Below are 25535 nucleotides of genomic sequence, written 5' to 3' on the forward strand. Positions count from 1 at the left end.
ACCAACAGAAAACGTTTGTTGATTGTTTTTGCAGGTGTAATCAAGTAAACTAAGACACACCCAATCAATTGCTATCTGTCCCTATCATCCAAAGGTAAGATAGAAGAAAGGAGCCAAATTAATGGCAATCTATACCGATACAAAAATCACGCAGGGACCTTTTCTTTTCATTTCTGGTCAAACGCCGTCACAAGACGGAGCCACACCTGAGGACCCGCAAGAGCAAACAGCCATCGTTTTGAAGAAAATCGAAGAGCATTTATCAGCCAATCAACTGTCTTGGTCATCAGTGGTCAAGATGACCGTCTTTTTAACGGATGCTGCTTACTTAGCTGCTGTCCGTACGGCATTCACAACCATTTTGGCAGAAAACAAACCGGCCATGAGTCTCGTCATCGTTGCCGGCTTGGTTGCCCCTGAATTTAAAGTGGAGATTGAAGCACAAGCCACCTTGGCTTAAAAAGGCGCAACACCAAAAAACTTCGTACTGGCGATTGCCTTCCCTACGAAGTTTTTTGGTGTTTGCTTCTTATTTGGTTGGAAAATCAGTGACTTCTGAAGGAGCTGATCCGGTCTTTTTTTGCCACTGCTCCACAAAGCCGGCGATGGCTTGAGCAATCTGTTGAGCATTAATCAAGGTTCGCTTTTTTTCCATCGCTTCTGCCAAGGAAACTGGTCCTTGTTGGATACTGAAGACTGTTGGAAGCAATTGCGACAGTTCACCGAGACATTCGGTTCGGGAGCCACAGATTGCAACAATTGGGAGTTGGCGTTTTTGAGCGATCAAAGCGACACCATAGGGTACTTTCCCCCTAGCTGTTTGGCCATCGATACGACCTTCACCGGTGATCAATAAGTCTGCTCCTTTGATTTTTTCCTCAAATCCAATCAAGGAAGCAATCGTCGAAAATCCCGGAACCAACTGACCACCTGCCAAATAAACCGCACCACCAAGGCCCCCAGCTGCACCAGCACCAGGGACTTCCAAATCGATCCCCGTGGTCCGCTTGATGTGTTCAGCCAAACGCTTTGCTTGTTGATCCAACTGCTGGATCGTTTCTTTGGTTGCCCCTTTCTGTGAACCAAAAACTGACGCAAATCCTTGTTCACCTGAATAAGGATTTGTTACATCGGCTAAAGCAAACAGGTCAATTTGTGCAAGCAGAGGGTTCAACTGGCTGAGCTCCAGAGATTCTGCCTGTAGCAAAGGATTGTTTTCCATTCGCACGTTTCTTTGAATGGTTGCTCCTAACGCAAGTAAAAAGCCTACGCCCCCATCAGAAGTGCCGCTACCGCCAAGGGTCAGGTAAATTTTTTTCACTCCTTGTCTGCAAGCTGCTAAGACCATTTGGCCTAAACCAAAAGAAGAGCTATTGCGGGTGGTCTCGTCACTAGGTTCCACGAGTTGCAATCCGATCACTTCCGCAGATTCAATCAAAGCGATTTTTTCTTCATTGATTTTTGTGACCAACATACGGGCTTGCAACTTACCACCTAATGGGTCGGTCACTGGAACCGTTTCGTAATTGCCTCCAAACGCAGCAAAAACTGCTGCCATCGAGCCTTCTCCCCCATCAGCGATGGGAATACTACATTTTTCCCACTGGTCTGAAAACCCGCTTAAGACCGCTTGATTTAATTCTGCGGAAGTGGCGCTTCCTTTGAAGGAATCAATCGCTGCTATAATTTTCATCATTCTGCCTCTCCTTCTAGATCATCTCTTTGTCAGAGATGGGGGCACCTACGTTAATAATCAACCTATGGTTAATCAAATCAACCAAAAGTTAACTAGTAATCCATTGTAAGTTATCCCTTCTCCTCTTATGATAGAAGTATATCAAACAAACCTATCGGAGGTGTACTATGGACTTACCAATTGGCGAGGAAATCGCCCGGAGAAGAAAACACAGAGGCGTTACGCAGCAAGAATTAGCAGCATTTATGAACGTGTCAAAAGCATCCGTTTCAAAATGGGAAACGGGACAGACGTATCCAGATATCACTTCACTGCCCTTATTAGCGGCGTATTTTGATTGCAGCGTCGATGAATTATTGATTTTAGATTCGCAGCTATCACCTAAAGAGATCCAGCGAATCTACCAATTATTAAAAGACGCCTTCCAAACAAAAACACCAACGGAAGTTCTCGCTCTTGCTCAAAGTTTTACCAAACGGTATTACTCTTGTTATCCATTCTTATTACAAATGGGGTCCTTTTACTTGAATCATTGGGATCTGTTGCCGGATGTCCCCGTAGAAGGCGTCCCGCAAGGGCAAACTTACGAAGACGCTTTGATGGAAGCAAAGAAAAATACCTATTTGAAGGAAGCAGAAACCCTGTACCAACGGATCATGGACCAAGGAGACAGTGAGCTGGCACAACAAGCGAAACAGATCGATGCTTATTGTCTTCTGATGAGAAACAAGCCAGAAGAAGTCTTGGCGATCCTTGGCACGAAAACTCTCTCTTTTTTACCTAGCGAACCGTTGATTGCCGCAGCATTTCAGCAAAAAAATCAGTTGCAACAAGCTGAGATCGTTACGCAAAGTGCGATTTACCAGTACTTAATTATTTTTATGAGTTTGCTAACGAATTATTTAGCAATGCTCACACAAGACGAGGAGCAACTGGAAAAAACCTATGCACGTGGACTGGCACTCAGCGAGAGCTTCCAACTGGCCGAATTGCATCCCCTCTCTTTACTGAATTTTCTAGCCGCTGGGATGGTTTCGTTTGCTGCTTTAGGAAAAGAAAGCTTATTGTTACAAGCATTAACGCTGTATGTCAAAACATTAGAAGCTACTCCAGAGGAAATCGTTTTGAAAGGAGATGATTATTTCAACAGCATCGATGAGTGGATCAGTGAATTAGAATTAGGGAGTCAGATCCCGCGTAACTCAGGTAGTGTCAAAAAACAATTTCTTGCAATAGCACAGCTGACACCCTTGTTTGAACCGTATCAAGAAAAACCCCCATTTAAAGAGTTGTTTCAGCGCTTGAGCAATCTGGCTGAACAAGTATCTAATTCGCAAAGGAGTGACTCACATGAATAGTTTTTCACTAAACGTACCAGAAAATATATCTGATTATTTGCCCATACTGATCCCTCTGATTCTTTTGCAATTGATCTTGATCGTTTTGGCAGTTCGAGATATTTTAAAACAAGAACAATTTAAGTTTGGCTCTCGTATTCTTTGGCTCTTCATCGCCTGTTTTGTTAGCCTGATCGGTCCTATCCTTTATTTTGCTTTTGGAAAAGGGGATCAACAATGAAGATGATCGAGATCAATCACTTATCCAAACGTTTTGGGCACAAACAAGTGCTACAAGACCTATCCTTTTCGGTCCCCAAAGGGAGTGTCGTGGGATTTGTAGGGGAAAACGGCGCCGGCAAAACAACCACCATGAAAGCGATTTTAGGATTACTCCCTATTGATGAAGGCGAAATCACTGTCTGTGGCGAACCAGTACAATTTGGCTCAACCAAGACCAATCGCTGGATCGGCTATTTGCCAGATGTGCCGCAGTTTTACTCTTTTATGACAGCTGTAGAATATTTGACTTTCTGCGGAAAAATTCAGCCAAATAAAGAATCTTTTCAGCCTCAGCGAGTGATGGAAGTCTTAGAGTTGGTAGGCCTGGAAGCTTCGAAACAAAAAATCGCTGGCTTTTCTCGCGGCATGAAGCAACGTCTAGGGTTAGCCCAAGCTCTGATCAACCGCCCCGCCATCTTGATTTGTGATGAACCAACATCCGCACTAGACCCTCTAGGACGCAAAGCATTTCTTGATGTATTGGAAAAAATCAAAGAAGAAACGACAGTGCTTTTTTCCTCTCATATTCTCGCAGATGTCGAACAGCTGTCAGATTATATTGCGATTTTGCACAAAGGTCAGATCCGTGCGTTCGAAACGATGGATTCCTTGAAAAACCGTTATCGAAAAACCGTCTTTGGGATTGTCTTTACCGACGAAGGTGACCATTTAAAATTTGCCAAAGTGTTAGCAATCCACGGTATTTCGGCGAAAAGAAAGAACAATCAATTACTGATCGATGAACAAACTGGAACCAATATCGGTTCACAGCTGCTACAATTGCTGAACGAACAACACATTGTCCCAGAATCCTTTCAAAGAATCGAACCATCGTTAGAGTCGATTTATTTGGAGGTGATCAAATGAATGCGTTTCTTGTTTTCTTAAAGAAAGAGTTTCTCGGCGGTCTTCGCAGCAAAAAACTACTGATTTGCTTGATCCTGTTTGCCCTGATTGGTATGCTTTCTCCCTTTACTGCCAAAATCATGCCAGATCTGATGGCCAGTATGATGCCGGAATCGATTGAAATCACAATTGCTGATCCGACATCGATCGATGCGTGGCTTCAGTTTTACAGCAACATCGGCACGATTGGCCTGCTAGTATTCGTGATTCTTTTTACCGATACGCTCTCAGCCGAAATAAATCAGGGTACCTTTATTCAGCTGATCACCAGAGGCTTACCAAAAACCACGATCGTCATAGCAAAAGCTTGCTATTTAATGATTCTTTGGTCTTTGAGTTACCTCCTAAGTGCCAGTGTCAGTGCTTTTTATACGATGATTTATTTCGATGATTCCAGCGCTGCTCAAGTCCCTAGCGCTTTGGTCAGCTATTGGCTTTTCGGTTTACTAGCAATCAGCATCCTGCTGCTAGGTTCCAGCTTTGCTAAAAGTAGCTATCAAGGTTTGTTGTTTATTGGCGTCTGTTATCTGATGGGCATGTTAGGCAACCTATGGAGTCAAGTAACAAACTGGAATCCATATTCCCTTTCCAGCCAATTTCCTAACTACTTAACCGACCAAATCAAACTAGGGGAACTGCTGCCAGCACTGTTGTTAACTTGCTTTTTGATCATCGCTTGTTTGACTGGTTCCATAGCTGTTCTAAGAAAAAGAAAATATTAAAAAACATCGGTGCAGATTTTTTGCACCGATGTTTTGCTTCTGAAATGTTACTCTATTTTGCTGTTCCTTGGACTTTCACAGATTTCTTGGCCTGCATTTTTTGTTCGATTCTCATGAAGAGCCGCATGAAGAAGGCAATCAAGTAGATTGAAAAGGCAGAAATAAGTGCTTCTTGCCAAGAAAAGATCAGAAGGTTCAATAAGATGATGATCAAATTGGTCAAGAAAACCCCACTAGATCTGCGAATGCCATAGTATTTTTCCAAAATTAGTGGCGGAATCGTCACACCGCCATTAGACGCACCAATTTTGTAGAGCGAAAAGATGCCGAAGCTAAAGAAGAAACTACCTAAAATCAATGAGATGGAATAAAAGCGCAGCAGCATAATTTCTGGTAAAAGTGCTAGAAGAACGGGAAATGCCAAACTACCGATAACCGTATTGACAAAGACCTCTCGTTTCAAAAGTAAAAACGCAAGGGCCAGCATCAATAAATTTATACCCCAGACAACGATATGGCGATTGATCGACCAGCCAGTTTCGATGAGGTAGCCAATCGACCCGACGCCGGCAGAAGCAATGCTGTGAGGTAAAAGGAAGAAGTTTAATGCGATGCAGATCCATAGCACCCCAAGCAATAAAGCAAGATTTTTTTTGATAAGTGTTTCCATCAACGTTCTCCTTTCGATCTGGCAAATATTTTTATGTATAAAAGCTTCTGTCTATTCTATCAAAAAAATCGTAAAAGAAAGAACCAATTTTTTCATGAAAACATGAAAAAATTGATTCTGACCTTCAAGAAAGTATTCTGCTATTTTTTCATTCCTTTAAGATTGCTGTTAAGCTGCACAGCAATCACAAGCGGAAAGGATTTCTTCTACAACAGATTCCCGCCATGCTCTTCTATTCGCCATACGTTTCTTCTCTGACGGCAAATGAACAAAGTAAACCGACAATTCTGATCCTTTAATCAATTGATAGGACATCAAGCGATTTTTTTGCTGCAATAACAGCTGATGCTTTTTCGGGGAAAGGGAAAGATCAGTTGCGGACACCAATTGCTTTAATGCCTCTGGATGACAAAGGTTTCTTTCTGGTGCGACACTGATCAATTGGCTGACCTCTGCTAATTTCATCGCCTCGATCACCCGCAGCGTTGCCCGCGGATCATGGATATCCGTCAAAAAAACCGACTGGCAACCTTGCAATGCCCGAACGAGTCGTCCTAAATCGAGAAAGTCACCATCAATGATCGTCTCACGCGCAGCATCAATCTGTTGCAAACGCTCCGTTGCCTGGCGGGCATAGAGTACTAGGGAGAAATTGGTTCTTTCTAAAAGTGTTTGGCGTGTCAGCTGCCCAATCGTTCCAGCAGCACCTAAAATCGCAAGTCGTTTCATAAGCTTCCTTTCTATTGGATTCCATTGAGCAGAACGTTTCAATTTCCATAGTAGCGAATTCAGTCATTAAGACTTAGTGACCAAATTGGCTTTTCGTTGACGCAATCGTTCTTCTGTCGGCAGAACATGCTCGTCGTAATGTTCTAGTTTGTATTCTAAACGTTCAACAGCTTCCGTCATATCTGAGATTTTCTCCCTGAGTACCGCAATTTGTTTTGCTAAGAGCTGCTTGCGCTCAGGAACCGTCCCTCGCCCTTCTTCAAATAAAGCCAGGTAATGACTCAACCCATCAATCGATAGTCCAGCATTACGCATTTGCCTAGTAAAGGTGATCCATTTTAAGTCGTCATCATCAAATTCACGAACACCGTTTTTATTGCGTTTGACCGGCGGAATCAGCCCAATTTTTTCATAGTAACGGATGGTATCAGCTGAGACACCGCTCAGTTCACTGACTTTTTTGATATTCATGGCTTCACTTCCTTGTTTTGCATTTTTTCCTAGATCGTTTTGTATGCTACGAGCCAGAAGCCCTTTTGTTACTCGTTATTCCGCTCCTACCACTGCATGAGGCAAGTAAGGCTCTTCCAAATAAGCAATCTCTTCGGCAGTCAGCTTTAGGTCAAGGGCAGGTAAAGCATCCAATAAGTGGCTTTCTTTTGTTGCGCCAATAATTGGTGCGACCACTTGTTCTTTTTGCAATAACCAAGCCAAGGCGATTTGCGACCGTTTGCTTTGGTGATTGTCAGCGATCTTTGCGACTCGTGCCACGATCTCCCGGTCTTGTTCCATCGTTTTGTCGTACTTTTGATTGGCGGTTTTATCCGTTAAGTACCGTTTGGTCTCTGCACCCCAATCTCTTGTTAAACGTCCAGCAGCCAAAGGACTATATGGCGTCACGGCAATTTTTTGATCGGCACACAAGGGCATCATTTCTCGCTCTTCTTCTCGATAAAGCAAGTTTAAGTGATTTTGCATCGAAACAAATTTGGTCCAGCCATTTTTCTCTGCAACTGCTTGTGCTTTGGCAAATTGCCAAGCGTACATCGCGGATGCACCAATATAGCGCACTTTTCCAGAAACCACCAAATCATGTAAGGCCTTCATGGTTTCTTCAATTGGCGTGTGGTAATCCCAACGATGGATGATATACAAATCAATGTAGTCCATTTGTAGGCGTTTTAAGCTTTGTTCGACTTGATAAAAGATCGCTTTTCGAGACAGCCCTCCACTGTTTGGCCGTTGCTTCATTTTTGAATACAGTTTTGTGGCAACCACGATCTCATCCCGCGGAGCAAAATCATTCAATGCTCGACCGACGATTTCTTCGCTCGCTCCATAAGAATAGACATTTGCTGTATCAAAAAAGTTGATGCCTAGATCCAAGGCTTTTTTGATGACTTCGCGACTATCTGCTTCTTCTAACACCCACTCATGAAAGCCACTATTGGGATCGCCAAATCCCATTGTCCCTAAACATAATGGTGACACATCAAGTCCCGTATTGCCAAATTTTACATAGTTCATTTGCTCGTCCTCCTGTTTTTTAAGTTACACTAAGCATACAGGTTGAAGTGCACTCTAAGTCAAGCGAATCAGCAAACTTTTTTTCATTTTACTCGCAAATGACTCATAATAACATGCTTTTTGTCGTACGTTTCATTTCGAATCAGCTTTTGGTACACTAAAGATAAGTATCGATACGCTATCTAGCTGAGAAAAAGGAGCGGAAGATTTTGACTTGTATTTTTTGTACTGCCTCAAAACATGCGATCATTGAAAACGAACGCTTTTATGCGATCTTTGATAAGTTTCCCGTCACCCCTGGACACCTGCTATTGATCCCCAAAGAACATCGAAGGGATTATTTTGCCCTCACCCAAGAGGAATTACAAGACTTGCAGGCTTTGTTGCAGGAAGGCAAAGCCTATTTGTTGGAAACCTATCGACCAGACGGCTTCAACATCGGTTTCAATTGCGGGGAGGCTGCCGGACAGACGGTCTTTCATTGCCATTGTCATTTGATCCCACGCTACCAAGGCGACGTGGAGGAACCAAAAGGCGGCGTTCGAGGCGTGATTCCTGACAAGCAAGCCTACTAAATACAAACAAGCCGTTTCTTCCAGCAAAGGGAAACGGCTTGTTTGTGTTTGTTAAAAATGAGGACGCTTAGGAATTGATCGCTGAATGGTTCATCAACCGATTGATATGAACGCCTAGATAGACGATTTCATTGACAGGGATCTTCGTTTGATATTCTTTATCGATATAGGCTTTGACTTTTGTCGCGATCTCCATAGCATTTGGATAAAGAGCCCACATTTGACGGTATAGTCCTTCGTCTTCTTCTTGCAGCAGACCATCCAAAAAGAACCGGTCAACGAAGAAACGCACGTGGGTGATAAAGCGATTATAATGGATCGAATTGGTGTTGACGTCTTGCTGGATCGAGTAGCGTACCATATTGACGATCAACCCGATCAATTTGGCTTTTTTCAACCCATCTTGATTTTCCTCGGTGTTCGACTGGGCATTGATCAAATGAAACGCGATATTGGAGGCTTCTTCTTCCGGCAGATCAATTTGATACTTCTCTTTCAACAAGCGTAGTGCCTGTTCGGCGGCTCGAAATTCCTCCGTATAGTAATTCTTGATTTCCCAATAGAGCCGATTCGTCACACTCAAGCCTTTTTGCTGACGTTCCACAGCAAAGTGCAAGTGATCCGATAAGGTAAGGTAAATCGTTGAATTTAGCGGATACGGCAGCATTTTTTGCGCCAGCTGAACGATTTCTTTGGTCATTTCAAAATAGTGCAACGGAATCTCATCCACCAAATCGGCAAACTGACCCGATTTTTTTTCATCGATTGGCAGAAAAACTTGATCGATCTGGGTATCGGCTATGCTGTCGCCGACTTTCTTTCCATAGCCGATCCCCTTCCCAAGTGCAATCATTTCCTGGCCTTCCTTATCAACAAGTACGACACTTGAATTTAAGACTTTCTTGATGTAAATCATGCACTCTCGCTCCTCACTGTTTATTCTGCCAAACTTGCGCCATTGGTAGCGATCACTTCTTTGTACCAATCGAAGGAATCTTTTTTCAAACGGTCATAACTGCCGTTTCCTTCATCATCGGCATCCACATAAATGAAGCCGTAGCGTTTCGTCACTTGTGACGTCCCAGCACTGACCAGATCGATCGGTGCCCATGAAGTATAACCAATCAAATCGACTCCTTCATCGATGGCTTCCTTCATTTGTTTGAAGTGTGCCTTGAAATAATTGACCCGATACGGATCATGCACTTGACCGTCTTCAAGGACATCCACGGCACCCATACCATTTTCAACGATCATCAATGGCACTTGATACCGATCATACAATGAAAGCAAGGAGATTTTCAAGCCTTTAGGATCGATCTGCCAGCCCCATTCAGTTGACGGCAGCTTGGGATTTTTTACCCCTAAAACCGTATTGCCCGGTGTCCGTTCCGCATGTGGGTCGCCTGATTCAGCCATAGACATATAATAACTGAAAGAAAGAAAATCAACGGTGTGATCTTTTAAGATTTGGCGGTCTTCTGGTGCCATTTCAATCTTGATGCCCCGTTTTTCGAGATCTTTTTCAATCATTCGCGGATAAGCACCTTTGACTTGAACGTCCGCATAAAAATCATTTTCCAAGTTTTTCTTTAAAGTTAATTCAACATCCAATGGGTCACAAGTCAATGGATACGTCATCAACTTCGTGATCATACAGCCGACTTTGTTGTCGGGATTTATTTCATGGGCGATTTTTGTCACTAATGAGCTGGCCACAAATTGGTGATGGAGGGCTTGATATACGTCTTGCTCTTCCTTACCAGCTTCTGATTGCTCAGGAATGAGACCTGCTGTTGTAAAGGGATGACGATGGATACTGTCGATTTCGTTAAAGGTCAGCCAATACTCCACATACTCCCCAAATTCTTCAAAGCAGACGGTCGCAAAACGGACAAAGTCATCGATCACTTTACGTTCCACCCAGCCATTGTACTTCAAGCTCAGCGCTAACGGCATCTCATAGTGAGACAACGTTACGATCGGTTTGATTCCCAAACGCTGCATTTCTTGGAAGACATTGCGGTAAAAAGCGATCCCTTCTGGATTGGGTGTCGTTTCTTCCCCAGTTGGGAACAAGCGGGTCCATGCAATCGATAAACGCAATACTTTAAAACCTATCTCCGCAAATAAAGCCAAATCTTCTGGATAGCGATGATAGAAGTCGATCCCTCGGCGTTTTGGATAAATGGTATCCGTTGAATCCGCCATTGCTTCTTTGACGGCTTCAACAGTCACGCTCATATGTGCTGCAAAGTTTTTCACGTCGACATGAGGTTTGTAAGTAGCCACATCCGCTACCGACAAGCCTTTGCCGCCAAGATTCCATCCCCCTTCTACTTGATTTGCGGCGATAGCGCCACCCCATAAGAAGTCCTTTGGAAAAGTTGTTTCAGTCATTTTTTCAATCCCCTTTTACATTGTTTTTGTTGCATTGCTCATTGGTTTAGACGATCGGTGCAATCGATAAAACACCTTGTTCGTTGCGCTCATCGGTTGATTCGATCGGTTTGACCGTAAAGTTTTCTTGATTGGTGACCACACAGATCACGATTGGATCAAACCCAGCTGCTTTGATGGCATCTAGATCAAATTGAATCAGGGGTTGCCCTTGTTTCACTTGATCCCCCGCTTTCACGTAAGGGGTAAAGTGTTTGCCTTCTAATTGAACGGTATCCAAGCCGATATGAAAGAGCAATTCTGCGCCATTACGAGTTTTTAACCCGATCGCATGGTTGGTTTCAAACAACATCGTGATTTCGCCATCTTCTGGTGCGATCAATTCGCCAGACGTCGGGATGATCCCGAAACCTTCTCCGATCATACCGCTTGAAAAGACTTCATCGTTGACTTCAGATAGGGCTACCACTTGGCCTTCTACTGGTTTACTCAATACTTCGGCTTTCGGATCGGCAACTGTCGTCTTATTTTCCACTGTTTTGTCTTTGAATAAGAAAAGGACAAGGACGAAGGAAACAGTAAAGGATACCCCTAACGTGACTAATGCCCACACAAGATTCATCGGGTTGGCTTCATCGACGAACATAGTGATACTTGCTAGACCGGGACCAACTAATGCGAAGGCCTTGATGGCAAATAACCCAGCCACTGCACCACCAACTAGGCTGGAAGCCATCACGCCGTAAAGCACTCGTTTGTGCAGGATCGTCACCCCATACAAAGCAGGCTCGGTTATGCCAAAAAGGGCGGAGATGCCTGCAGAAACAGCGGTTGAACGAAGTTTTTGGTCTTTGGTCCGAACACTCACCGCAAAACAAGCACCGGCTTCTGCGATGTTATGTGCCAATGAGGCAGGTAAGTATAACAGCTCTGCCCCCATCTCACTCATGGACGAAACAGCATAAGGAATCATAGCTTTGTGCATACCGGTAACCACCATCAATGGTAAAACAGCGGCTAAGATCCCCGTTGCCACCCAACCTAAATGGGCATACAGCCAAATAATCGCTGCTGAGAAAATCGTTCCGACTTCAAAGCCTAATGGGCCTAAAATCAATAAAGCAACTGGAACCGTAATAACTAAGCTCATCATTGGAACAAAGAAGATACGGATCGGTTTTGGTGAGATTCGGGTAAACAGTTTTTCAATTTGAGCGTAAAATAAAACCGTTAAAATGGCTGGAAATACTTGTGACGCATAAGCGATATTTTGTAAACCGAAGCCCATGAAAGCTGCGCCATCTGTCAATAGTGTTGTTAGTTCAGGCAAAATCAAGGCACCGACAGCGGAAACCGCCACCAATTGGTTGACCTTTAATTTATTTGCCGTGGTGATCGCCACTAAAATCGGTAAGAAATACAATGGTGCGCCACCGATCAGATTCAAAATTTGATACGTTTGGCTGGTATTGTCCATCAATCCAGTGACAGAAGCAAGTAGCAGTAAGGATTTCAAGACGCCCCCACCAGCGACCGCTGGAATCAACGGTTGAAAAATCGAGATAATAAAATCAAGCAGGACCGCACCCCACGATTGTTTTTGTTTGCCTTCACTTCCTCCATCCGCTGTTAGCTCATGACCTAACACGTTCATAACCTCATCATACACTTCGACGACATCATTGCCGATGATGACTTGGCATTGGACATTTTGTCGCACCCCAATCACGCCATCGACTTTTTCCAAGGCATCTTTTTGTACGAGGCTATTATCTTTTAAGGTAAAGCGCAAGCGTGTGGAGCAATGTTCCAAATGTGCGATATTTTCTTTTCCGCCAATCAACTCAACGATGGCAGTTGCCGTTTCTTTTACATTCATAATTTTCTTCTCCTTTAATTAGTTTTCCTTTGTTGGCCAAACAAAGAAAAAAGCAGGCAGCACCTACAAAAACATTGAACGGAATCCAACGATCCCTTCCATGTTTTTTATAGGTCCTGCCTGCATTACCAGTCACATGCCTGTTTTATTACTTGCATAATACCATGCTTTATTTGAAAACGCAACCACCGTTTTAAAAATATTTTGCTAAGCCTTTTGCTGAAACGAGAAGTTTGCTACACTTAGTGGATAATCAGTTATTTCGTCTTCCTTGGCTTGCACCAGAAGCAAGAAGAACATCGCTGGCTAAACGTATCACAAGAAAGGATGAATCGGATGACTTCATTGAATCACTCACTGCATGTTGCCGTCCCAACAGCATTTGATCATGCAGAAAGACTTGACACGAAAAGGACGATCGCTCATATCTTGCAACTGCAAAAGCAAGGGATCAAATCGGTTTTGGTGTGCGGCTCCACCGGTGAACAGCATTCATTGACCTTAACAGAAAAAAAACAGCTTCTACATGCCTTAGCGCAAGAAACCAGCTGGGCAGCCGATTTCGAAGTCCTCTTCGGTTTAGCTGGCATTGTATTTCATGAAACGCTCGCGTTGGCAGAAGCAATCAGCAAAAATCCCCGAATCGATGGTGTGGTTTTAGGCTTTCCCCCTTATCTTTGCCTGACCCAAAAGGAAGCCGTCCTCTATGCTCAGGGATTGATCCATACTTGCGAAAAACCAGTTATTTTATACAACAATCCCCGCCGCACGGGCTTTGATTTATCTGCAGAAAGTCTCTTGACCTTGATCGCTGACCCTCGGGTGATCGGCTCAAAAGAAGCTGGCAGTAAGGAGCGAGTGCCTCAACTAAAAACAAAGACGGCTGCCGATTTTCGTTTTTATGCTGGTGGTGAAGCGGACTTGGCGGAAAAGGTCGCACTAGGGTTTAACGGGCTGTCATCAATGGCAGGAAACCTTTGTCCCGAGGAGATCCAGGTGATTTGGCAAGGGTTACTCAAAGGTGCTGCAACGATTTCTACGTCGGATGAATGGCAGAAAATGGAACAAGCAGCTGCCGGCGATCCAACAGATACCATCAGTTACCTTCCGTGGCTCAAGCAGCAAATCACCATTGATGGACAGCCCTTTGGCTTTTGTCGTCAGCCGCTAGGTCTAGAAACGAGTGATCGGTTTGGCACTGGCTCAATTCCCCCTCATCTAGCATAAGAAAGGCAGGAGAACCAGACAAATGAAGATTGATCCACAACTAAAGCACTATATTGAAAGCTCCATCATCCCACAATACAACCAATTGGATAGCAGTCACTCCCCAGCGCACGTCCACCAAGTGATCCAAAATAGTTTTGAGATTGCTGAAACATTGCCTGTTGACCTGAATATCGTCTATACGGTAGCTGCCTACCATGATATCGGCTTGCTCTATGGCCGCAAAAACCACGAAAGCAATTCCCGCAAGATCGTTGAACAAGATGCTGTGTTGCCACACTTTTTCTCTCCTCCAGTCATTTCAATGATCGGCGAAGCAGTAGAAGACCATCGTGCTTCGCTGCCTTATGAGCCTCGCTCGCTTTATGGCAAAATTATTTCCGAAGCCGATCGTGACTTAGATTTTGAGCGAATCCTCAAGCGAACCTTGCTTTTTGCTTATGAGAAAAAGCAACTCACAGATCTAGAACAATTGCACCAAGAAGCGTATCAGTACATTTCAAAGAAATATGGTCCTCAAAGTGAGCTGAAGGTTTGGTTGGATTATCGCAAAAACCAAGACGGTTTGGCGATCATTTATCAAAAATTAGCACAACCTGAAAGCTTCCGCCACACCTTTGAAAAAATCGTGCCGTTAGTTATCGCTACAAGCAAAGAAACTGACGATTGACACTTTGATCCAGCACCAGACTTTAAATAGAAACCCTCTGATTTCAAAATACGCCAAGTGTTTGCGTGCGCTGAATCAGAGGGCTTTTACTGTTATCCTAGTTCTTTTTTCACTAAAATCCCCCGCTCCTTCGCTGCTCCAACGCTCCTATTGAAATCAGGGGGCAGCAACTGGTTTTCTTCAATCAACAGACGCCCTTCTAAATAACCTTCCTTTTTTCACCGAATTTACTCTTTGTAAGCAAGATAGTTTGCTGAAAATAAAAAAAATGGTATTTTTATTTTATCAAGTGATAAAATAATAGGAGGAATCGTTATGTTTTTGGCAATCAATGAAATACGCCATTCCAAATTGCGTTACGCCCTAGTCACAGGGGTCATGTTTTTAATCGCCTATCTGGTCTTTTTTTTAACTGGCTTAGCGTATGGGTTGGCTCAAGATAATCGGATGGCGGTCGACAAATGGGAGGCAGATCAAATTTTGTTGACTGAAGAAGCAAATGATAATTTAAACATGTCGATGCTTCCTCGCAGTCTTTATGACGAAGTCGATGCACCAGAAAAAGCTGTTTTGGCGCAAACCGCTGGGGTAGTGACTAAAGAAGACAACGGTGAAAAAGTCGATGTCACCTTTTTCGGCATTGATCCAGATCAATTTCTAGCACCAAATATTATCGATGGCGAGATGTTTGCGTCAGATGATGAAGCGGTCGCAGACAGCAGCATTGAGGAAGAATACGGGATTTCCATTGGTGACACCATCAAATTAGCCGGCAGTGACAAAAAATTGAAAATCGTCGGTTTTACAGATAACGCCCGCTTCAGTGTTGCTCCGGTCCTCTACACCTCGATCGGTGCCTATCAAGAAATTCGTTTTGAAAAAGAAGATGATTCAGAAAATGCCCGTATCAACGCGATCGTAACTCGTGGCAAAATCAAAGAAGTGCCAGATGATCTAGTCGCTACGGATATCAGCAAATTTATTAATGAATTGCCTGGTTACAACGCACAAGTGCTGACCTTTGGCTTTATGATCGGGTTCTTGATCGTGATCGCTGCCATCGTTATCGGTATTTTTATCTATGTGTTAACGATGCAAAAATCAGAAATTTTCGGTGTCATGAAAGCCCAAGGGATCTCTAGCCACTACATTGCTTTTTCGGTGATTGCCCAAACGTTCTTATTGGCAACCTCGGGTGTTTTGATCGGTGGGTTGGCAACGATCGGTACCGCCCTCGTGTTACCTGCGGCAGTGCCATTCCAAATCAATCTATTATTCTTTGCTAGTATCAGTGTAATGATGATTCTGATCGCGATGCTAGGTGCTTTCTTCTCGGTGCGAACGATTGTAAAAATCGACCCATTGAAAGCAATCGGATAGGAGGAAAAAACATGAGTGCCATTGAATTCAAACAAGTCAAAAAATCATTTAAAGATGGGGACGCGACGATTGAAGCCTTGAAAGAAACCAACTTTTCGGTAGAAAAAGGCGAATTTGTCGCCATCATCGGTCCTTCCGGCTCTGGGAAAAGTACCTTTCTGACGATTGCCGGTGGTCTACAAGCTCCCTCTGAAGGCGAAGTATTTATCAATGACGAACCTTTTAGTAAACAAAAAGAAAAGCAACGGGCAAAAACTCGTTTCAAAAAGATCGGCTTTATTTTACAAGCTTCCAACCTTGTCCCTTTTTTGACGGTCAAAAAGCAACTTCAATTGGTGGATAAGGTCAGCAAAGAACCCCAAGAGCAATCAGCTACTGAATTGTTTGAACAACTAGGGATTGAAAAGCTGCAGAACAAATACCCCGATGAACTATCTGGTGGTGAAAGGCAGCGTGTGGCTATTGCCCGAGCGCTCTATCATGATCCCACCATCATTTTGGCAGATGAACCAACGGCGAGTCTTGATTCAAAAAAAGCCGTCGAAGTCGTCAAAATCTTAGCAAAAGAAACCAAAGAAAAACAAAAAGCCACCATTATGGTGACCCATGATACCCGTTTGACAGATTATTGTGATCGGGTCCTCGTCATGAAGGATGGCGTTTTAGAAGAAAAAGAACACACGAAAAAAGAAGCCGAATCAAGTGATTCGCAGAAGGAGCAAGCATGAAAAAAATTATTGTTGTCGGTGCGGGCGTGTCAGGATTAGCTGCTGCTGTCCGTTTGCAAAAACTTGGCTATGACGTCACCCTCTACGAAAAAGAAGGTCAACCTGGGGGCAAAATGAATCAGATCAAGGAAAACGGCTTTACCTTTGATGTGGGACCCACCATCGTGATGATGCCTGAAATTTATCGTGAAGTGTTTGAATTTGCTGGCGTTGATCCGAATGACTATATTCCTATGGAGAAAGTCGATCCGATGCTGCAGCTGTATTTTGCTCAAGACGAACCGCTGACCTTCTCAAACGACTTAGTAGAATTGACCAAAACGCTAGAAGCGATCTCGGAAGAAGATGCTCAAGGCTATTTTGCCTTTTTAGCAGATATTTACAAACGCTATGTGATCGCCAAAGAGTCCTTCATCACCAAGTCGTTTCGGACATGGCGAGACTTTTACAATCCCAAATCATTATGGGCAGGGTTAAAGCTGCGAACGTTTAGTGACGCCTACTCTTCCATTTCTAAATTTGTCAAAGATGATCGCCTGCGAAAATCATTAGCGTTTCAAACCTTGTATATCGGTGTCTCCCCTTACCAAGGGCCGTCCCTTTATACCATCATCCCTATGATCGAGTTGATGTATGGGGTCTATTTCATCAAAGGCGGCATGTATACATTAGCCACTGGTATGGCACGTTTGTTCCAAGAATTAGGCGGAACGATCCATTACAATACCCCAATCGATGAATTATTGATCGAAAACAAGCAAACCAAAGGCGTTCGTGTCAATGGAGAAACGATCACCGCAGATGCCGTGATTTGTGCGGCTGATTTTCCTTATGCTATGGAAAGCTTGATTCCTGATGAATCAAAACGCGGCAAATACACCAATCAAAAAATCGCTTCGATGGATTACTCTTGTTCTTGTTTCTTGCTTTATTTAGGACTGGACAAAAAATATGAAGATAGCGCACTCCATAGCATTTATTTTGCCAATGATTTCAAACGCAATGTAGACGATCTTTTCGAGGCTGGCAAGCTGCCAGAAGATCCATCCTTCTACTTGTATCGTCCAACCCTGAAAGATGCTTCCTTAGCACCTGATGGTCAAGAAGGTCTTTATGTTTTAGTCCCAGTACCTGAATTATCTAAATTTGATCAATGGACGGATGAAACGATTCAAAGCTACCGCCAGCAGATCATTGGATTATTAAAAGAAAAAACGATCTTTACGGATATCGATGAACACATCGTGTATGAAAAAATGTATACGCCAGATACGTTCAATGATCGGTTCAATGCCTACAACGGTGCGACATTTGGCTTGAAACCAACCTTGGCGCAAAGCAATTACTATCGTCCCCATAATAAATTTGATTATGCAGAAGGCCTATACTTCTGCGGCAGCAGTACGCATCCGGGAGCGGGTGTGCCAATCGTGATGCAAAGTGCCAAGTTAGCTGTGGAGGAGTTGTTAAAAGATGACCGTTAAATCATTAAGCGTCTTTGATGAATACGACAACGATTTTTTATACTGTGAGGCCATCATAAAAAAGCATTCGAAAAACTTTCATACCGCCTTTTCTCAATTGCCAAAAGACAAAGCACGCGCCGTCTATGCCGTCTACGCCTTTTGCCGACGTGCCGATGATGCCGTCGATGAAAAGCATGACCCATTGTTGATCGAAGCCATGAAAAAACGCTTGGAAGAAATACAAGAACTATTAACCGGCGATGCGATCGACTTGCCGCAAGCCATCAAGGAAGAAGATCCTGATGAAGCCATTTGGCGGGCATTGACCCTTTCTTTCCAACAGTTTGACCTACAGTTTCAACCCTTTTTCGATCTATTGGTGGGACAAAAACAAGACCTTGACTTCCAGCAGCCCACCTCTGAAAAAGAGCTTTCCGACTATAGTTACTACGTAGCCGGCAGTGTGGGTCTGATGCTCTTGCCGATTCTCTCACAAACAGCCGCTGCGATTCAAGAGCCCGCCATAAAATTAGGTGAAGCGATGCAACGCACCAATATTTTACGTGATATTGGCGAGGATCTGCGAATGGGCCGCATCTATTTGCCACAAACGGTCTTGGCGCAATTCAACCTTTCGCGAGAGGCATTAGCAGCTGGCAATCAAAACCAGCAGTTTATCGAGATGTGGGAACACGAAGCGCAACTTGCTGAGACGCTTTATCAGGAATCTTTTGTCATGATGCCGCAAATCGATGAAGATTGCCGTGAAGCTCTATTAGCAGCTGCTTTGATCTATCGGGAAATCTTGACTGTGATCCGCAAAAACAACTATCAAGTATTTGCTGAAAAAACAGCGGTACCGAAACAACGGAAAATCCAACTTTTGTTTACCGCGAAAAAAATGCTTCGTCAGGAACGTTGGGAGGGCTGACTTTGAACTTGCGAGAAAAAATATTACGAGTCGCAGAAAACCTGTTTATGCAGCAGGGGTATCAAGCAACTTCTACTAGACAGATCGCAGAAGCCGTCGGCATCACCCAACCCAATCTTTATTATCACTTCAAAGGCAAAGAAGCCATCTATTATGAAGTGATGGTCTCTTTGGCACAAGAGGTTTCTGGAAAACTAAATCAGACTGTTGAAGATACTTCCTTGACGATCTCTGAAAAAATCTTAAACATGTTTCTTTTTTTAAGAAGTCGGCATCGCATCAATTTTTATATGATGATGCACGACATTCAGCATACCGTTTCTGAGGACACTTCAAAAAAACTGTACTTGCTTTGGCGGAAAAATTACAAAGAACCGTTTCTTGACTTGTTCCGTCGCAGTGATTCCAATCTTCGTTCGGATGTCGATCCAGAATTTGTTACCAGCCAGTTGTTAGTGCTGATGGCGGCTCACTTGGACTCACCGGGAAAAGAAGACAAAATGCCAGAAGCGATCGATTTGTTTTTATTCGGTGCACTAGGCAGTGGGCCAATTGCGAAATAGCGAGTCCAATTGGGTAATGCGCGAGAAAAATTATTAGACGAATTTCTGACAATCGCGTACACTGATCCTGTAAACTGGAACATAAAAGGATGGATGTACATGTCAAAAAATCGAATCGAAGCCTTTACGGATGCGGTCATTGCGATCGTAATGACCTTATTAGTACTGGAATTGCACCAGCCCGAAGGCGATACATTTGCTTCTTTTTTAGGAGTGGAACAGCAATTTATTATTTATTTGATCAGCTTTGTGATGTTAGCGATCTACTGGAACAATCACCATCATCTATTTCAAGTAGTATCTAAAATTGACGGTTGGACCTTGTGGGCGAATCATTTATTGATCCTGGCACTAACCCTCTTTCCTTTTGTAACGTCATGGGTCAGTCGTTATCCAGTCGCTCTTGCCCCTCAGCTGCTATACGGGTCTGTCATTTTATTGACGGATTTCAGCTATTTCCTTGTAGGAAAGTCCTTGGTGCGTGCCAACCCTGACAATCAAGCCATCGTAGAACTGTTTCGCGGATACAAGAAACTCTACTTTACGTTGTTTATCAACGTGCTGGCATTGCTCCTCGGCTGGCTGGTCCATCCACTACTTATCATCACGCTGGATAGTCTCGTGCTATTTTTGTGGGTGATCCCTGAGAAAAAAGTAGAAACCTTTTTAAAACAATAAAAACACTTGCGTCCTTCTCCTAAAAGCGATGGATGAATGCGCAAAAGCAGCCGATTGGTCTACTTTTGCACAGTCATCCATCAAGAGAAGGACGCAAGTGTTTTTTCTAGCGAATCAAGTCTTTCCCAGGTGCCCGTAAGACTTGTTCAACTTGTTCTTTGGTGGTTAAGGGGACATCTCCCAGCATCGTATGAGCCAATACAGCATTCGTGATTGCAAAATCAGCGGTGCGTTGGAGCGACCATTTTTCGGCATAGCCTAATAATACACCAGCGGCATAGGCATCCCCTGCCCCGATCCGATCCAATACTTGCAGCAGCTGCGGTGCCGTTTCATAGGCATCCTGCGCCGTAATGATTCTTCCACTGATAAACTGCTTGTCTTCCACGGCTAGACGGCGTGTCCCGCAGAACCATTCTAGTTGATACTGGTCAATAAAGGATTGGATCAACGCAAGCTCGGCACCTTCTGTTTCCTCTAAGGGATACGCCAGCAGCTCCTCCAAGTCACGGACAGAGCCGAAAACTAGGTCACAATAAGGCAGGATCGTTTCATACCGTTGTTTTAGTACCTCACGATTTAATTCTTCATTCAAGCTTGGGCGGAAGTTAAAATCAAAGCAGACGCGAATCTGCTTTACATGGGCCTGTTTCGCCAAAGCCAATGCAGTTTGCCAGGTTTTCTCAGTCAAACTAAGAGAGATCCCGCAAATATGAATGAGATCGACTGTTTCTAGAAATCCATCGATGGCATATTCTTCTGGACCTGAAACGCCAAAGGAACTATGATGGCGATTTTGATAAGTCACGTAAGTCGGACGAGCGCCGTAGCCGATCTCGGCGAAATAACTGCCGATATGGCTGTATTTTTTTCCAACAAATGCTGTTTGAATCCCATAGGAACGCAAGCTGGCTTTCGCCGTATCCCCTAAACGGTTGGCTGGCACTTGTGTCAGCATCGAGGTGGTCAAGCCGAAATGCGCCAAATTGCCTAACAGATTGACCCCTGTTCCTGTAAAATCCATCCGCAAAGAGTGGGTCTGTTCCAGTGTTCGATATTCTGGTGGTGTCAACCGCATCATTACCTCACCGTAAGCACCGATCCGCATCATTGATCCCCCCTATTTGGCTGCTGCCAGTACCTTTTTCGTCATTTCTGCTAATTTCTGTACATCTTCAGGGCGTGTGTCCCCTGTTTCGCCATCGATGATCGAGCTGTAAATATGTGGAATGACTTTTTTCACTCCTGCATCAACAGCGATCTGCAAGATTTCTTCAAAGTTTTCTAAATCGATGCCGCCGGTCGGTTCCAAATAAAAATCATTCGCAGCACAAGCCTCTGCTACTGCTTGATACTCTGCTTTATGAGCCAACCCTTTCATTGGAAAATACTTGATAGAACTAGCCCCCATATCTTTTAATAAAGCGATCGCTGTTTCGACGGGGACTTCTGCAGCTGGAGTTTGTGAACTCAATGGTCCAGTAGCAATATTGACATAGCCGACTTTTCCCGTTGGTGAAACAAGGGCATTGACGATCGTTTCAGATTGTCCTAGCAAAGCTCGTGAGGTCCCCGCTCCCGTGAACACTTGGTTAACATGCTGTGGCTGTAGAACAGCGGAAATTCGGGAGACCATTTCACTTTGGTTGGGGTCGCCAGCACCAAGTCCAACAGAAAGGGCATTATTTGTTGCCGCTTGATAGGTTTTCATGTCAAAGATGGCTGCCTCATCGCTAGCATAATTTTTTGATAAAACACCTAGGACGATGTTGCCCTCTGCTGCTTCATAACAAGCTTTCGCATTTTCAATAGAGTTTGCTAACACATTCAGACAGACACGGTCAGCGAAATAATTGGGTGAAGTTTTCATTTTTGGGTTGCTCCTAACATAATTTCTTGTAAGCGATCGGTGATCACTGCCATTTCTTGTTCATTGACTGCTCGGATATCAAATTCAATAATGCCGTTATTGGCTTGGTATTCACGGGTATAAATCGCTGGTTCTCCCGCTTTTAGCGCGTCGATCACTGCTTTGGCACTTGGTTCTTTCACTTTGACACTCGCTCGATAAATGTCTCTGCCGGCGCTGTCTTGAACGATTTTTGCTTCGAAACCAGTGATTTCATTGATTGCCGCAATAAATGGTTGTAGGCGCTCTTGCATCGAAGCGCCAGATTCTGTTCCCTCCGCTAGATAATCCGTCACGGCTTGGGTAAATCCGAGAATATTGTCTTTACCGATTTTCATTGCTCGACCAATACCTTTGGATTGCAGGCGCACCCAAGAGACATAGGGCTGCTTGCCGATCACTAAGCCAGCACTTGGTCCTGACAGTGCTTTCGCACCTGAATAGATCACTAAATCAGCACCTGCTTGGGTATAGGCAAACAAATCTTCCTCAGCAGCCGCATCAACGATCAATGGAAGATCGTGTGCCTTGGCAACTTGGGCCGTTTCTGCTACCGTCAGCATACTTTTTTGAACGGTATGATGACTCTTTATGTAGAGGATCCCCGCCGTTTCGGGCGTAATCATCTGTTCAATGTGCTCGGGTGTGCACATATTGGCATAGCCTGCTTCTACGACTTTTCCGCCGCCTTGCGCCACCATCACTTCCACCGGTGTGCCATAATCTACGTTGTGGCCTTTGGGCAAAATGATCTCCCGCTTGCTGATTTTCTCACTATATGGGTGGTACAAATGATAGCTGTCTCCTTGACCGATGAGTGCCGCCACTGATTGGGCGATTCCCGCCGAAGCGGAAGAAACGATTTGCGCATCTTCCGTTTTCAACAATTTTGCTAAATAGGCACCGGTTTTTTCTGCTAGATCTGCCATTTCAAAGAAATGCTCCCCGCCATAGCGCTGGGCTGCAAGCACGCCTTCGCTGACTTTCGAGACACCTAGAATCGTCATTTTGCCGGAAGCATTGATGACTTCTTTCAAGCCTAGTTCTTCAATATTCAGTGTCAAAAAGTTCCCCTCCTATCACCGCTTTTTGCGGCACGATCTGTTGTGTCGTGATTCGGCGATTGCCGTTAGAATCCGTCAATTCCTTTTCGCCCTCTTCAAAGCGGAAAATCGTAAAATCAGCATCATATCCCAATGCGATCTCGCCTTTGTCCTGTAAATGAAATTGCTTCGCAGGGGCACTGGTCACCTTCTCGATGATCTCACGCCAATCATACCCTACGACCGCTAATTTTTCCATAGTCGTCGCTAAATCAAAAACAGGTCCATTGGTACGATTGCGGATGTAGATATCCGTACTAATGGAAGAAGCCTTTAGCTGATTGGCAAAGGCCGTCTCCGCCACATCAAAATTAAAACTGTCTGTCCCATGACCAATATCGAAGACCAAGCCTTTTTCATAGGCAGCAAAGACGAAAGGCTTGATGGTTTGGTTCGTCTGATCCAAAATCCCATTGGCTTTGCCGTTAAAGCAATGGGTCACCACATCGCCTGCTTCCAATTCAGCGAGAATCTCTGCTAAATTCGGTGGTGCTGAGCCGATGTGAACCATCAGAGGCAGCGGTTGATTTTCAGCCTGGATCGCTTTGGCTAATTTCAACGGTGTGATGCCATTTTCGCCGATCACCGTTTTGCTCATTCGGGCTTTGATTCCGACGATAAAGTCAGGAAACTTCTGCAGCGCTTCTTTGACCAATTCTTTTTTGACTTTTGACAGATCCGCAAGTTCATCCTGCTCTACGATCCCCCATTTGGAAATATTGACTAAAGCAAAGACATTGGTTTTGGCTTCTTTGGCTAAATCATAAAACCGATGGATATTTTCGGCGCCAGTCGTCCCCGCATCGATAACGGTCGTGACGCCTCGTTTGACACCGATCTCGTCTGGATAATCATAATAGAGCGTCATTTCCTCGAAACAATGGACATGGTCATCGATCCAACCAGCTGACAAGAACTCCCCTTCTGCTAAGGTCAGCTCTTGTTTCGCCTGCTCCTGCAACGTGGGTGCCAAAGCAGTGATTTTGCCGTCTTGAACCCCAATATCAAATACTTCTTCATCGATCGTGCGGGCTTGACGAATAATCAAATCAAACATTTCGTTACACCTTCCTCTCTGTGAAAGTGAATTTCGACCAAGGATGGATAAAGGGCAGCAGAACTAACTCTTGTTCGACGATCGAACCGATTTTATTTTTTCGTGGGTCTGAGTGAGGCTCTAGCACTACTTGCAGCTCGTTTTTGTACTTGCCAAAACGATCATTGCCGATCACAACATCCCCTCGTTGAAAGACGCCTTCGTGGTCATGGGCAGGATTGTCATGGTTCTTATACTTTTTACGAACTTCTGTGGAACGGATCATCCGGTCAGTGATGTCGCCTCGGCGGTAATGCTGCTCGTCAAGGGCGATTCGGCGTTCAACTTCATTGATTTCAGGCACAAATTCAATCGCAAATGCCGTCTGGTAGCGATCAATCGCTCCTAGTGCCGCCAATTCTGCTTCCGAAGCATAAGCATTGCCGATAATGACATCATCAATCAAGCCTGTGGCAAACAAATGCTTTGCGGCAGTTTCTACAGGCATTCTTCGGTGCATTTCTAAGGTCGGTAAGCCATCATTGATATCCCAAGGTCCGATCGTTCCCGTTTGAGAAGAGATAAATGCGGCGGTTCGAATGCCTTTTTCCTTGAAACGACGACTGCATTTTTCAAAGAAATCATAGGGTAAGGCAGTCCCTTCTTGTGGATAGAAATTGTGGCAGCCGTATAAGTAAGGAATGTTGGCTTGATAGGTCAAAATATTGTCTAAATACGCCACATCATTGCTCATATTCAATTCAACAGCTAAACCAAAGGGATTGTAGGTCAACATCGCTTCTTTGTTGCCGTCAAAACCTAAATCTAAACGAATCCCATCGGCACCTAGTTCATGGAAAAAGGTCAAGTCATCATAGGAGATGCCTAGTTCAGAAAAGATGGCTGGTGCCACGTCTAAAATCGTTTCATAGCCTAACCCTTTGGCAAAATCAATCAACGCTTTAAATTTTTTCTGCACGTTTTCTTTGCCGTCGCTCACTTCCAACATACTCATAAAAATGCGGCTAAAGCCATAATCATGGGCTAATTGCAGATAGGCTTTATCTGTTTCAAAATCACTGTGATCGGGATACACCGATACTCCTAGTTTTCTTTTCAAC

27 protein-coding genes are annotated in these 25535 nt (G+C 44.2%); 14 read left to right on the forward strand and 13 right to left on the reverse strand.

Annotation, left to right across the window (positions count from 1 at the left end):
- The first annotated feature begins 121 nt into the window (after positions 1–121).
- Complete coding sequence (locus IGK85_RS09855; protein WP_008378531.1) at positions 122–460, forward strand: RidA family protein; 339 nt, start codon at positions 122–124, stop codon at positions 458–460.
- Between the two features lie 69 nt (positions 461–529).
- On the opposite strand, the gene IGK85_RS09860 is transcribed toward IGK85_RS09855, so the two are convergent.
- Positions 530–1696 carry a glycerate kinase family protein gene (locus IGK85_RS09860; RefSeq protein ID WP_081487913.1) on the reverse strand — a complete coding sequence of 389 codons (1167 nt, stop codon included), beginning with the start codon at positions 1694–1696 and terminating at the stop codon, positions 530–532.
- Positions 1697–1863: 167 nt separating this feature from the next.
- On the opposite strand from IGK85_RS09860, the gene IGK85_RS09865 reads away from it, so the two are divergent.
- The 4 genes from IGK85_RS09865 to IGK85_RS09880 are packed head-to-tail and all read left to right on the forward strand — an operon-like array spanning position 1864 to position 4943.
- On the forward strand, positions 1864–3054 hold the full coding sequence (locus IGK85_RS09865; protein ID WP_008378546.1) for a helix-turn-helix domain-containing protein: 1191 nt from the start codon (positions 1864–1866) through the stop codon (positions 3052–3054).
- Positions 3047–3274 carry a PLD nuclease N-terminal domain-containing protein gene (locus IGK85_RS09870; protein WP_005235274.1) on the forward strand — a complete coding sequence of 76 codons (228 nt, stop codon included), beginning with the start codon at positions 3047–3049 and terminating at the stop codon, positions 3272–3274. Before IGK85_RS09865 ends, IGK85_RS09870 begins: the two co-directional genes overlap by 8 nt.
- Positions 3271–4182, forward strand: coding sequence for an ABC transporter ATP-binding protein (locus IGK85_RS09875; RefSeq protein ID WP_008378547.1), 912 nt, complete (start codon positions 3271–3273; stop codon positions 4180–4182). The genes IGK85_RS09870 and IGK85_RS09875 overlap by 4 nt, the downstream gene beginning before the upstream one ends.
- Positions 4179–4943, forward strand: coding sequence for an ABC transporter permease (locus IGK85_RS09880; protein ID WP_008378553.1), 765 nt, complete (start codon positions 4179–4181; stop codon positions 4941–4943). The genes IGK85_RS09875 and IGK85_RS09880 overlap by 4 nt, the downstream gene beginning before the upstream one ends.
- A 52-nt stretch (positions 4944–4995) precedes the next feature.
- Here IGK85_RS09880 and IGK85_RS09885 read toward each other — a convergent pair whose 3' ends face one another.
- The 4 genes from IGK85_RS09885 to IGK85_RS09900 all read right to left on the reverse strand — a co-directional run bounded on the left by IGK85_RS09885 (position 4996) and on the right by IGK85_RS09900 (position 7869).
- Positions 4996–5613, reverse strand: coding sequence for a YitT family protein (locus tag IGK85_RS09885; RefSeq protein WP_008378566.1), 618 nt, complete (start codon positions 5611–5613; stop codon positions 4996–4998).
- A 168-nt stretch (positions 5614–5781) separates the two neighbouring features.
- The gene (locus IGK85_RS09890; RefSeq protein WP_008378567.1) at positions 5782–6342 is read right to left on the reverse strand and encodes an NAD(P)H-binding protein; all 561 of its coding nucleotides are present in this window, start codon (positions 6340–6342) and stop codon (positions 5782–5784) included.
- A gap of 66 nt (positions 6343–6408) precedes the next feature.
- The gene (locus IGK85_RS09895) at positions 6409–6813 is read right to left on the reverse strand and encodes a MerR family transcriptional regulator (RefSeq protein ID WP_008378568.1); all 405 of its coding nucleotides are present in this window, start codon (positions 6811–6813) and stop codon (positions 6409–6411) included.
- Between the two features lie 75 nt (positions 6814–6888).
- Positions 6889–7869, reverse strand: coding sequence for an aldo/keto reductase (locus IGK85_RS09900; protein WP_005235260.1), 981 nt, complete (start codon positions 7867–7869; stop codon positions 6889–6891).
- Positions 7870–8042: 173 nt separating this feature from the next.
- Here IGK85_RS09900 and IGK85_RS09905 point away from each other — a divergent pair, with 173 nt between their 5' ends.
- Positions 8043–8444 (forward strand): HIT family protein, encoded by a 402-nt coding sequence (locus tag IGK85_RS09905; protein ID WP_254905026.1) that lies wholly within the window; start codon positions 8043–8045, stop codon positions 8442–8444.
- Between the two features lie 67 nt (positions 8445–8511).
- Here the strand turns inward: IGK85_RS09905 and IGK85_RS09910 are convergent, their stop codons facing one another.
- Genes IGK85_RS09910 through IGK85_RS09920 form a run of 3 tightly spaced genes read right to left on the reverse strand, consistent with a single transcriptional unit; the run spans position 8512 to position 12723 of the window.
- Positions 8512–9360 carry a PRD domain-containing protein gene (locus IGK85_RS09910; protein ID WP_008378570.1) on the reverse strand — a complete coding sequence of 283 codons (849 nt, stop codon included), beginning with the start codon at positions 9358–9360 and terminating at the stop codon, positions 8512–8514.
- A gap of 20 nt (positions 9361–9380) precedes the next feature.
- The gene (locus tag IGK85_RS09915) at positions 9381–10844 is read right to left on the reverse strand and encodes a glycoside hydrolase family 1 protein (protein WP_008378571.1); all 1464 of its coding nucleotides are present in this window, start codon (positions 10842–10844) and stop codon (positions 9381–9383) included.
- Positions 10845–10890: 46 nt separating this feature from the next.
- The gene (locus tag IGK85_RS09920) at positions 10891–12723 is read right to left on the reverse strand and encodes a beta-glucoside-specific PTS transporter subunit IIABC (RefSeq protein ID WP_008378572.1); all 1833 of its coding nucleotides are present in this window, start codon (positions 12721–12723) and stop codon (positions 10891–10893) included.
- 336 nt (positions 12724–13059) lie between these two features.
- Here IGK85_RS09920 and IGK85_RS09925 point away from each other — a divergent pair, with 336 nt between their 5' ends.
- From IGK85_RS09925 to IGK85_RS09960, 8 genes are all read left to right on the forward strand, one after another.
- Complete coding sequence (locus tag IGK85_RS09925; protein ID WP_008378574.1) at positions 13060–13950, forward strand: dihydrodipicolinate synthase family protein; 891 nt, start codon at positions 13060–13062, stop codon at positions 13948–13950.
- Positions 13951–13972: 22 nt separating this feature from the next.
- Positions 13973–14620 carry an HD domain-containing protein gene (locus IGK85_RS09930; RefSeq protein ID WP_005235250.1) on the forward strand — a complete coding sequence of 216 codons (648 nt, stop codon included), beginning with the start codon at positions 13973–13975 and terminating at the stop codon, positions 14618–14620.
- A gap of 315 nt (positions 14621–14935) precedes the next feature.
- Positions 14936–16000, forward strand: coding sequence for an ABC transporter permease (locus tag IGK85_RS09935; RefSeq protein WP_008378576.1), 1065 nt, complete (start codon positions 14936–14938; stop codon positions 15998–16000).
- Between the two features lie 11 nt (positions 16001–16011).
- The gene (locus tag IGK85_RS09940; RefSeq protein WP_005235241.1) at positions 16012–16728 is read left to right on the forward strand and encodes an ABC transporter ATP-binding protein; all 717 of its coding nucleotides are present in this window, start codon (positions 16012–16014) and stop codon (positions 16726–16728) included.
- A complete protein-coding gene (locus IGK85_RS09945) occupies positions 16725–18212 on the forward strand; it encodes a phytoene desaturase family protein (protein WP_005235239.1) in 1488 nt (495 codons plus the stop codon). The genes IGK85_RS09940 and IGK85_RS09945 overlap by 4 nt, the downstream gene beginning before the upstream one ends.
- Positions 18202–19125 (forward strand): phytoene/squalene synthase family protein, encoded by a 924-nt coding sequence (locus IGK85_RS09950; protein ID WP_008378577.1) that lies wholly within the window; start codon positions 18202–18204, stop codon positions 19123–19125. The genes IGK85_RS09945 and IGK85_RS09950 overlap by 11 nt, the downstream gene beginning before the upstream one ends.
- Before the next feature lie 2 nt (positions 19126–19127).
- The gene (locus IGK85_RS09955) at positions 19128–19688 is read left to right on the forward strand and encodes a TetR/AcrR family transcriptional regulator (protein ID WP_008378578.1); all 561 of its coding nucleotides are present in this window, start codon (positions 19128–19130) and stop codon (positions 19686–19688) included.
- A gap of 99 nt (positions 19689–19787) precedes the next feature.
- Entirely contained in the window at positions 19788–20366 is a 579-nt protein-coding gene (locus tag IGK85_RS09960) for a TMEM175 family protein (protein WP_008378587.1), read from the forward strand.
- 106 nt (positions 20367–20472) lie between these two features.
- Here the strand turns inward: IGK85_RS09960 and IGK85_RS09965 are convergent, their stop codons facing one another.
- The 5 genes from IGK85_RS09965 to IGK85_RS09985 are packed head-to-tail and all read right to left on the reverse strand — an operon-like array spanning position 20473 to position 25534.
- Positions 20473–21477, reverse strand: coding sequence for a sugar kinase (locus IGK85_RS09965; protein ID WP_005235232.1), 1005 nt, complete (start codon positions 21475–21477; stop codon positions 20473–20475).
- Between the two features lie 9 nt (positions 21478–21486).
- Positions 21487–22236: a 2-dehydro-3-deoxy-phosphogluconate aldolase gene (dagF, locus tag IGK85_RS09970; protein ID WP_008378590.1), complete on the reverse strand. Its 750-nt coding sequence runs from the start codon at positions 22234–22236 to the stop codon at positions 21487–21489.
- Entirely contained in the window at positions 22233–23339 is a 1107-nt protein-coding gene (locus IGK85_RS09975; protein ID WP_008378592.1) for a DgaE family pyridoxal phosphate-dependent ammonia lyase, read from the reverse strand. The genes dagF and IGK85_RS09975 overlap by 4 nt, the downstream gene beginning before the upstream one ends.
- Entirely contained in the window at positions 23323–24435 is a 1113-nt protein-coding gene (locus IGK85_RS09980) for an amidohydrolase/deacetylase family metallohydrolase (protein WP_008378594.1), read from the reverse strand. The genes IGK85_RS09975 and IGK85_RS09980 overlap by 17 nt, the downstream gene beginning before the upstream one ends.
- A 4-nt stretch (positions 24436–24439) precedes the next feature.
- Positions 24440–25534, reverse strand: coding sequence for a DUF871 domain-containing protein (locus IGK85_RS09985; RefSeq protein ID WP_035006620.1), 1095 nt, complete (start codon positions 25532–25534; stop codon positions 24440–24442).
- Position 25535: the final 1 nt, after the last annotated feature.

Origin of the sequence: Enterococcus sp. AZ015 (assembly GCF_050499225.1) — a bacterium.
Classification (GTDB): Bacteria; Bacillota; Bacilli; order Lactobacillales; family Enterococcaceae; genus Enterococcus_D; species Enterococcus_D entomosocium.

Excerpts from the sequence above, each read along its gene's own strand:
- IGK85_RS09900 (WP_005235260.1), bottom strand. The coding sequence starts at position 7,869 with ATGAACTATGTAAAATTTGGCAATACGGGACTTGATGTGTCACCATTA.
- IGK85_RS09935 (WP_008378576.1), top strand. The coding sequence starts at position 14,936 with ATGTTTTTGGCAATCAATGAAATACGCCATTCCAAATTGCGTTACGCC.
- IGK85_RS09980 (WP_008378594.1), bottom strand. The coding sequence starts at position 24,435 with ATGTTTGATTTGATTATTCGTCAAGCCCGCACGATCGATGAAGAAGTA.
- IGK85_RS09865 (WP_008378546.1), top strand. The coding sequence starts at position 1,864 with ATGGACTTACCAATTGGCGAGGAAATCGCCCGGAGAAGAAAACACAGA.
- IGK85_RS09895 (WP_008378568.1), bottom strand. The coding sequence starts at position 6,813 with ATGAATATCAAAAAAGTCAGTGAACTGAGCGGTGTCTCAGCTGATACC.
- IGK85_RS09885 (WP_008378566.1), bottom strand. The coding sequence starts at position 5,613 with ATGGAAACACTTATCAAAAAAAATCTTGCTTTATTGCTTGGGGTGCTA.
- IGK85_RS09920 (WP_008378572.1), bottom strand. The coding sequence starts at position 12,723 with ATGAATGTAAAAGAAACGGCAACTGCCATCGTTGAGTTGATTGGCGGA.
- IGK85_RS09910 (WP_008378570.1), bottom strand. The coding sequence starts at position 9,360 with ATGATTTACATCAAGAAAGTCTTAAATTCAAGTGTCGTACTTGTTGAT.
- IGK85_RS09925 (WP_008378574.1), top strand. The coding sequence starts at position 13,060 with ATGACTTCATTGAATCACTCACTGCATGTTGCCGTCCCAACAGCATTT.
- IGK85_RS09965 (WP_005235232.1), bottom strand. The coding sequence starts at position 21,477 with ATGATGCGGATCGGTGCTTACGGTGAGGTAATGATGCGGTTGACACCA.
- IGK85_RS09945 (WP_005235239.1), top strand. The coding sequence starts at position 16,725 with ATGAAAAAAATTATTGTTGTCGGTGCGGGCGTGTCAGGATTAGCTGCT.
- IGK85_RS09890 (WP_008378567.1), bottom strand. The coding sequence starts at position 6,342 with ATGAAACGACTTGCGATTTTAGGTGCTGCTGGAACGATTGGGCAGCTG.
- IGK85_RS09870 (WP_005235274.1), top strand. The coding sequence starts at position 3,047 with ATGAATAGTTTTTCACTAAACGTACCAGAAAATATATCTGATTATTTG.
- IGK85_RS09880 (WP_008378553.1), top strand. The coding sequence starts at position 4,179 with ATGAATGCGTTTCTTGTTTTCTTAAAGAAAGAGTTTCTCGGCGGTCTT.
- IGK85_RS09950 (WP_008378577.1), top strand. The coding sequence starts at position 18,202 with ATGACCGTTAAATCATTAAGCGTCTTTGATGAATACGACAACGATTTT.
- IGK85_RS09930 (WP_005235250.1), top strand. The coding sequence starts at position 13,973 with ATGAAGATTGATCCACAACTAAAGCACTATATTGAAAGCTCCATCATC.
- IGK85_RS09960 (WP_008378587.1), top strand. The coding sequence starts at position 19,788 with ATGTCAAAAAATCGAATCGAAGCCTTTACGGATGCGGTCATTGCGATC.
- IGK85_RS09875 (WP_008378547.1), top strand. The coding sequence starts at position 3,271 with ATGAAGATGATCGAGATCAATCACTTATCCAAACGTTTTGGGCACAAA.
- IGK85_RS09860 (WP_081487913.1), bottom strand. The coding sequence starts at position 1,696 with ATGATGAAAATTATAGCAGCGATTGATTCCTTCAAAGGAAGCGCCACT.
- IGK85_RS09855 (WP_008378531.1), top strand. The coding sequence starts at position 122 with ATGGCAATCTATACCGATACAAAAATCACGCAGGGACCTTTTCTTTTC.
- IGK85_RS09915 (WP_008378571.1), bottom strand. The coding sequence starts at position 10,844 with ATGACTGAAACAACTTTTCCAAAGGACTTCTTATGGGGTGGCGCTATC.
- IGK85_RS09940 (WP_005235241.1), top strand. The coding sequence starts at position 16,012 with ATGAGTGCCATTGAATTCAAACAAGTCAAAAAATCATTTAAAGATGGG.
- dagF (WP_008378590.1), bottom strand. The coding sequence starts at position 22,236 with ATGAAAACTTCACCCAATTATTTCGCTGACCGTGTCTGTCTGAATGTG.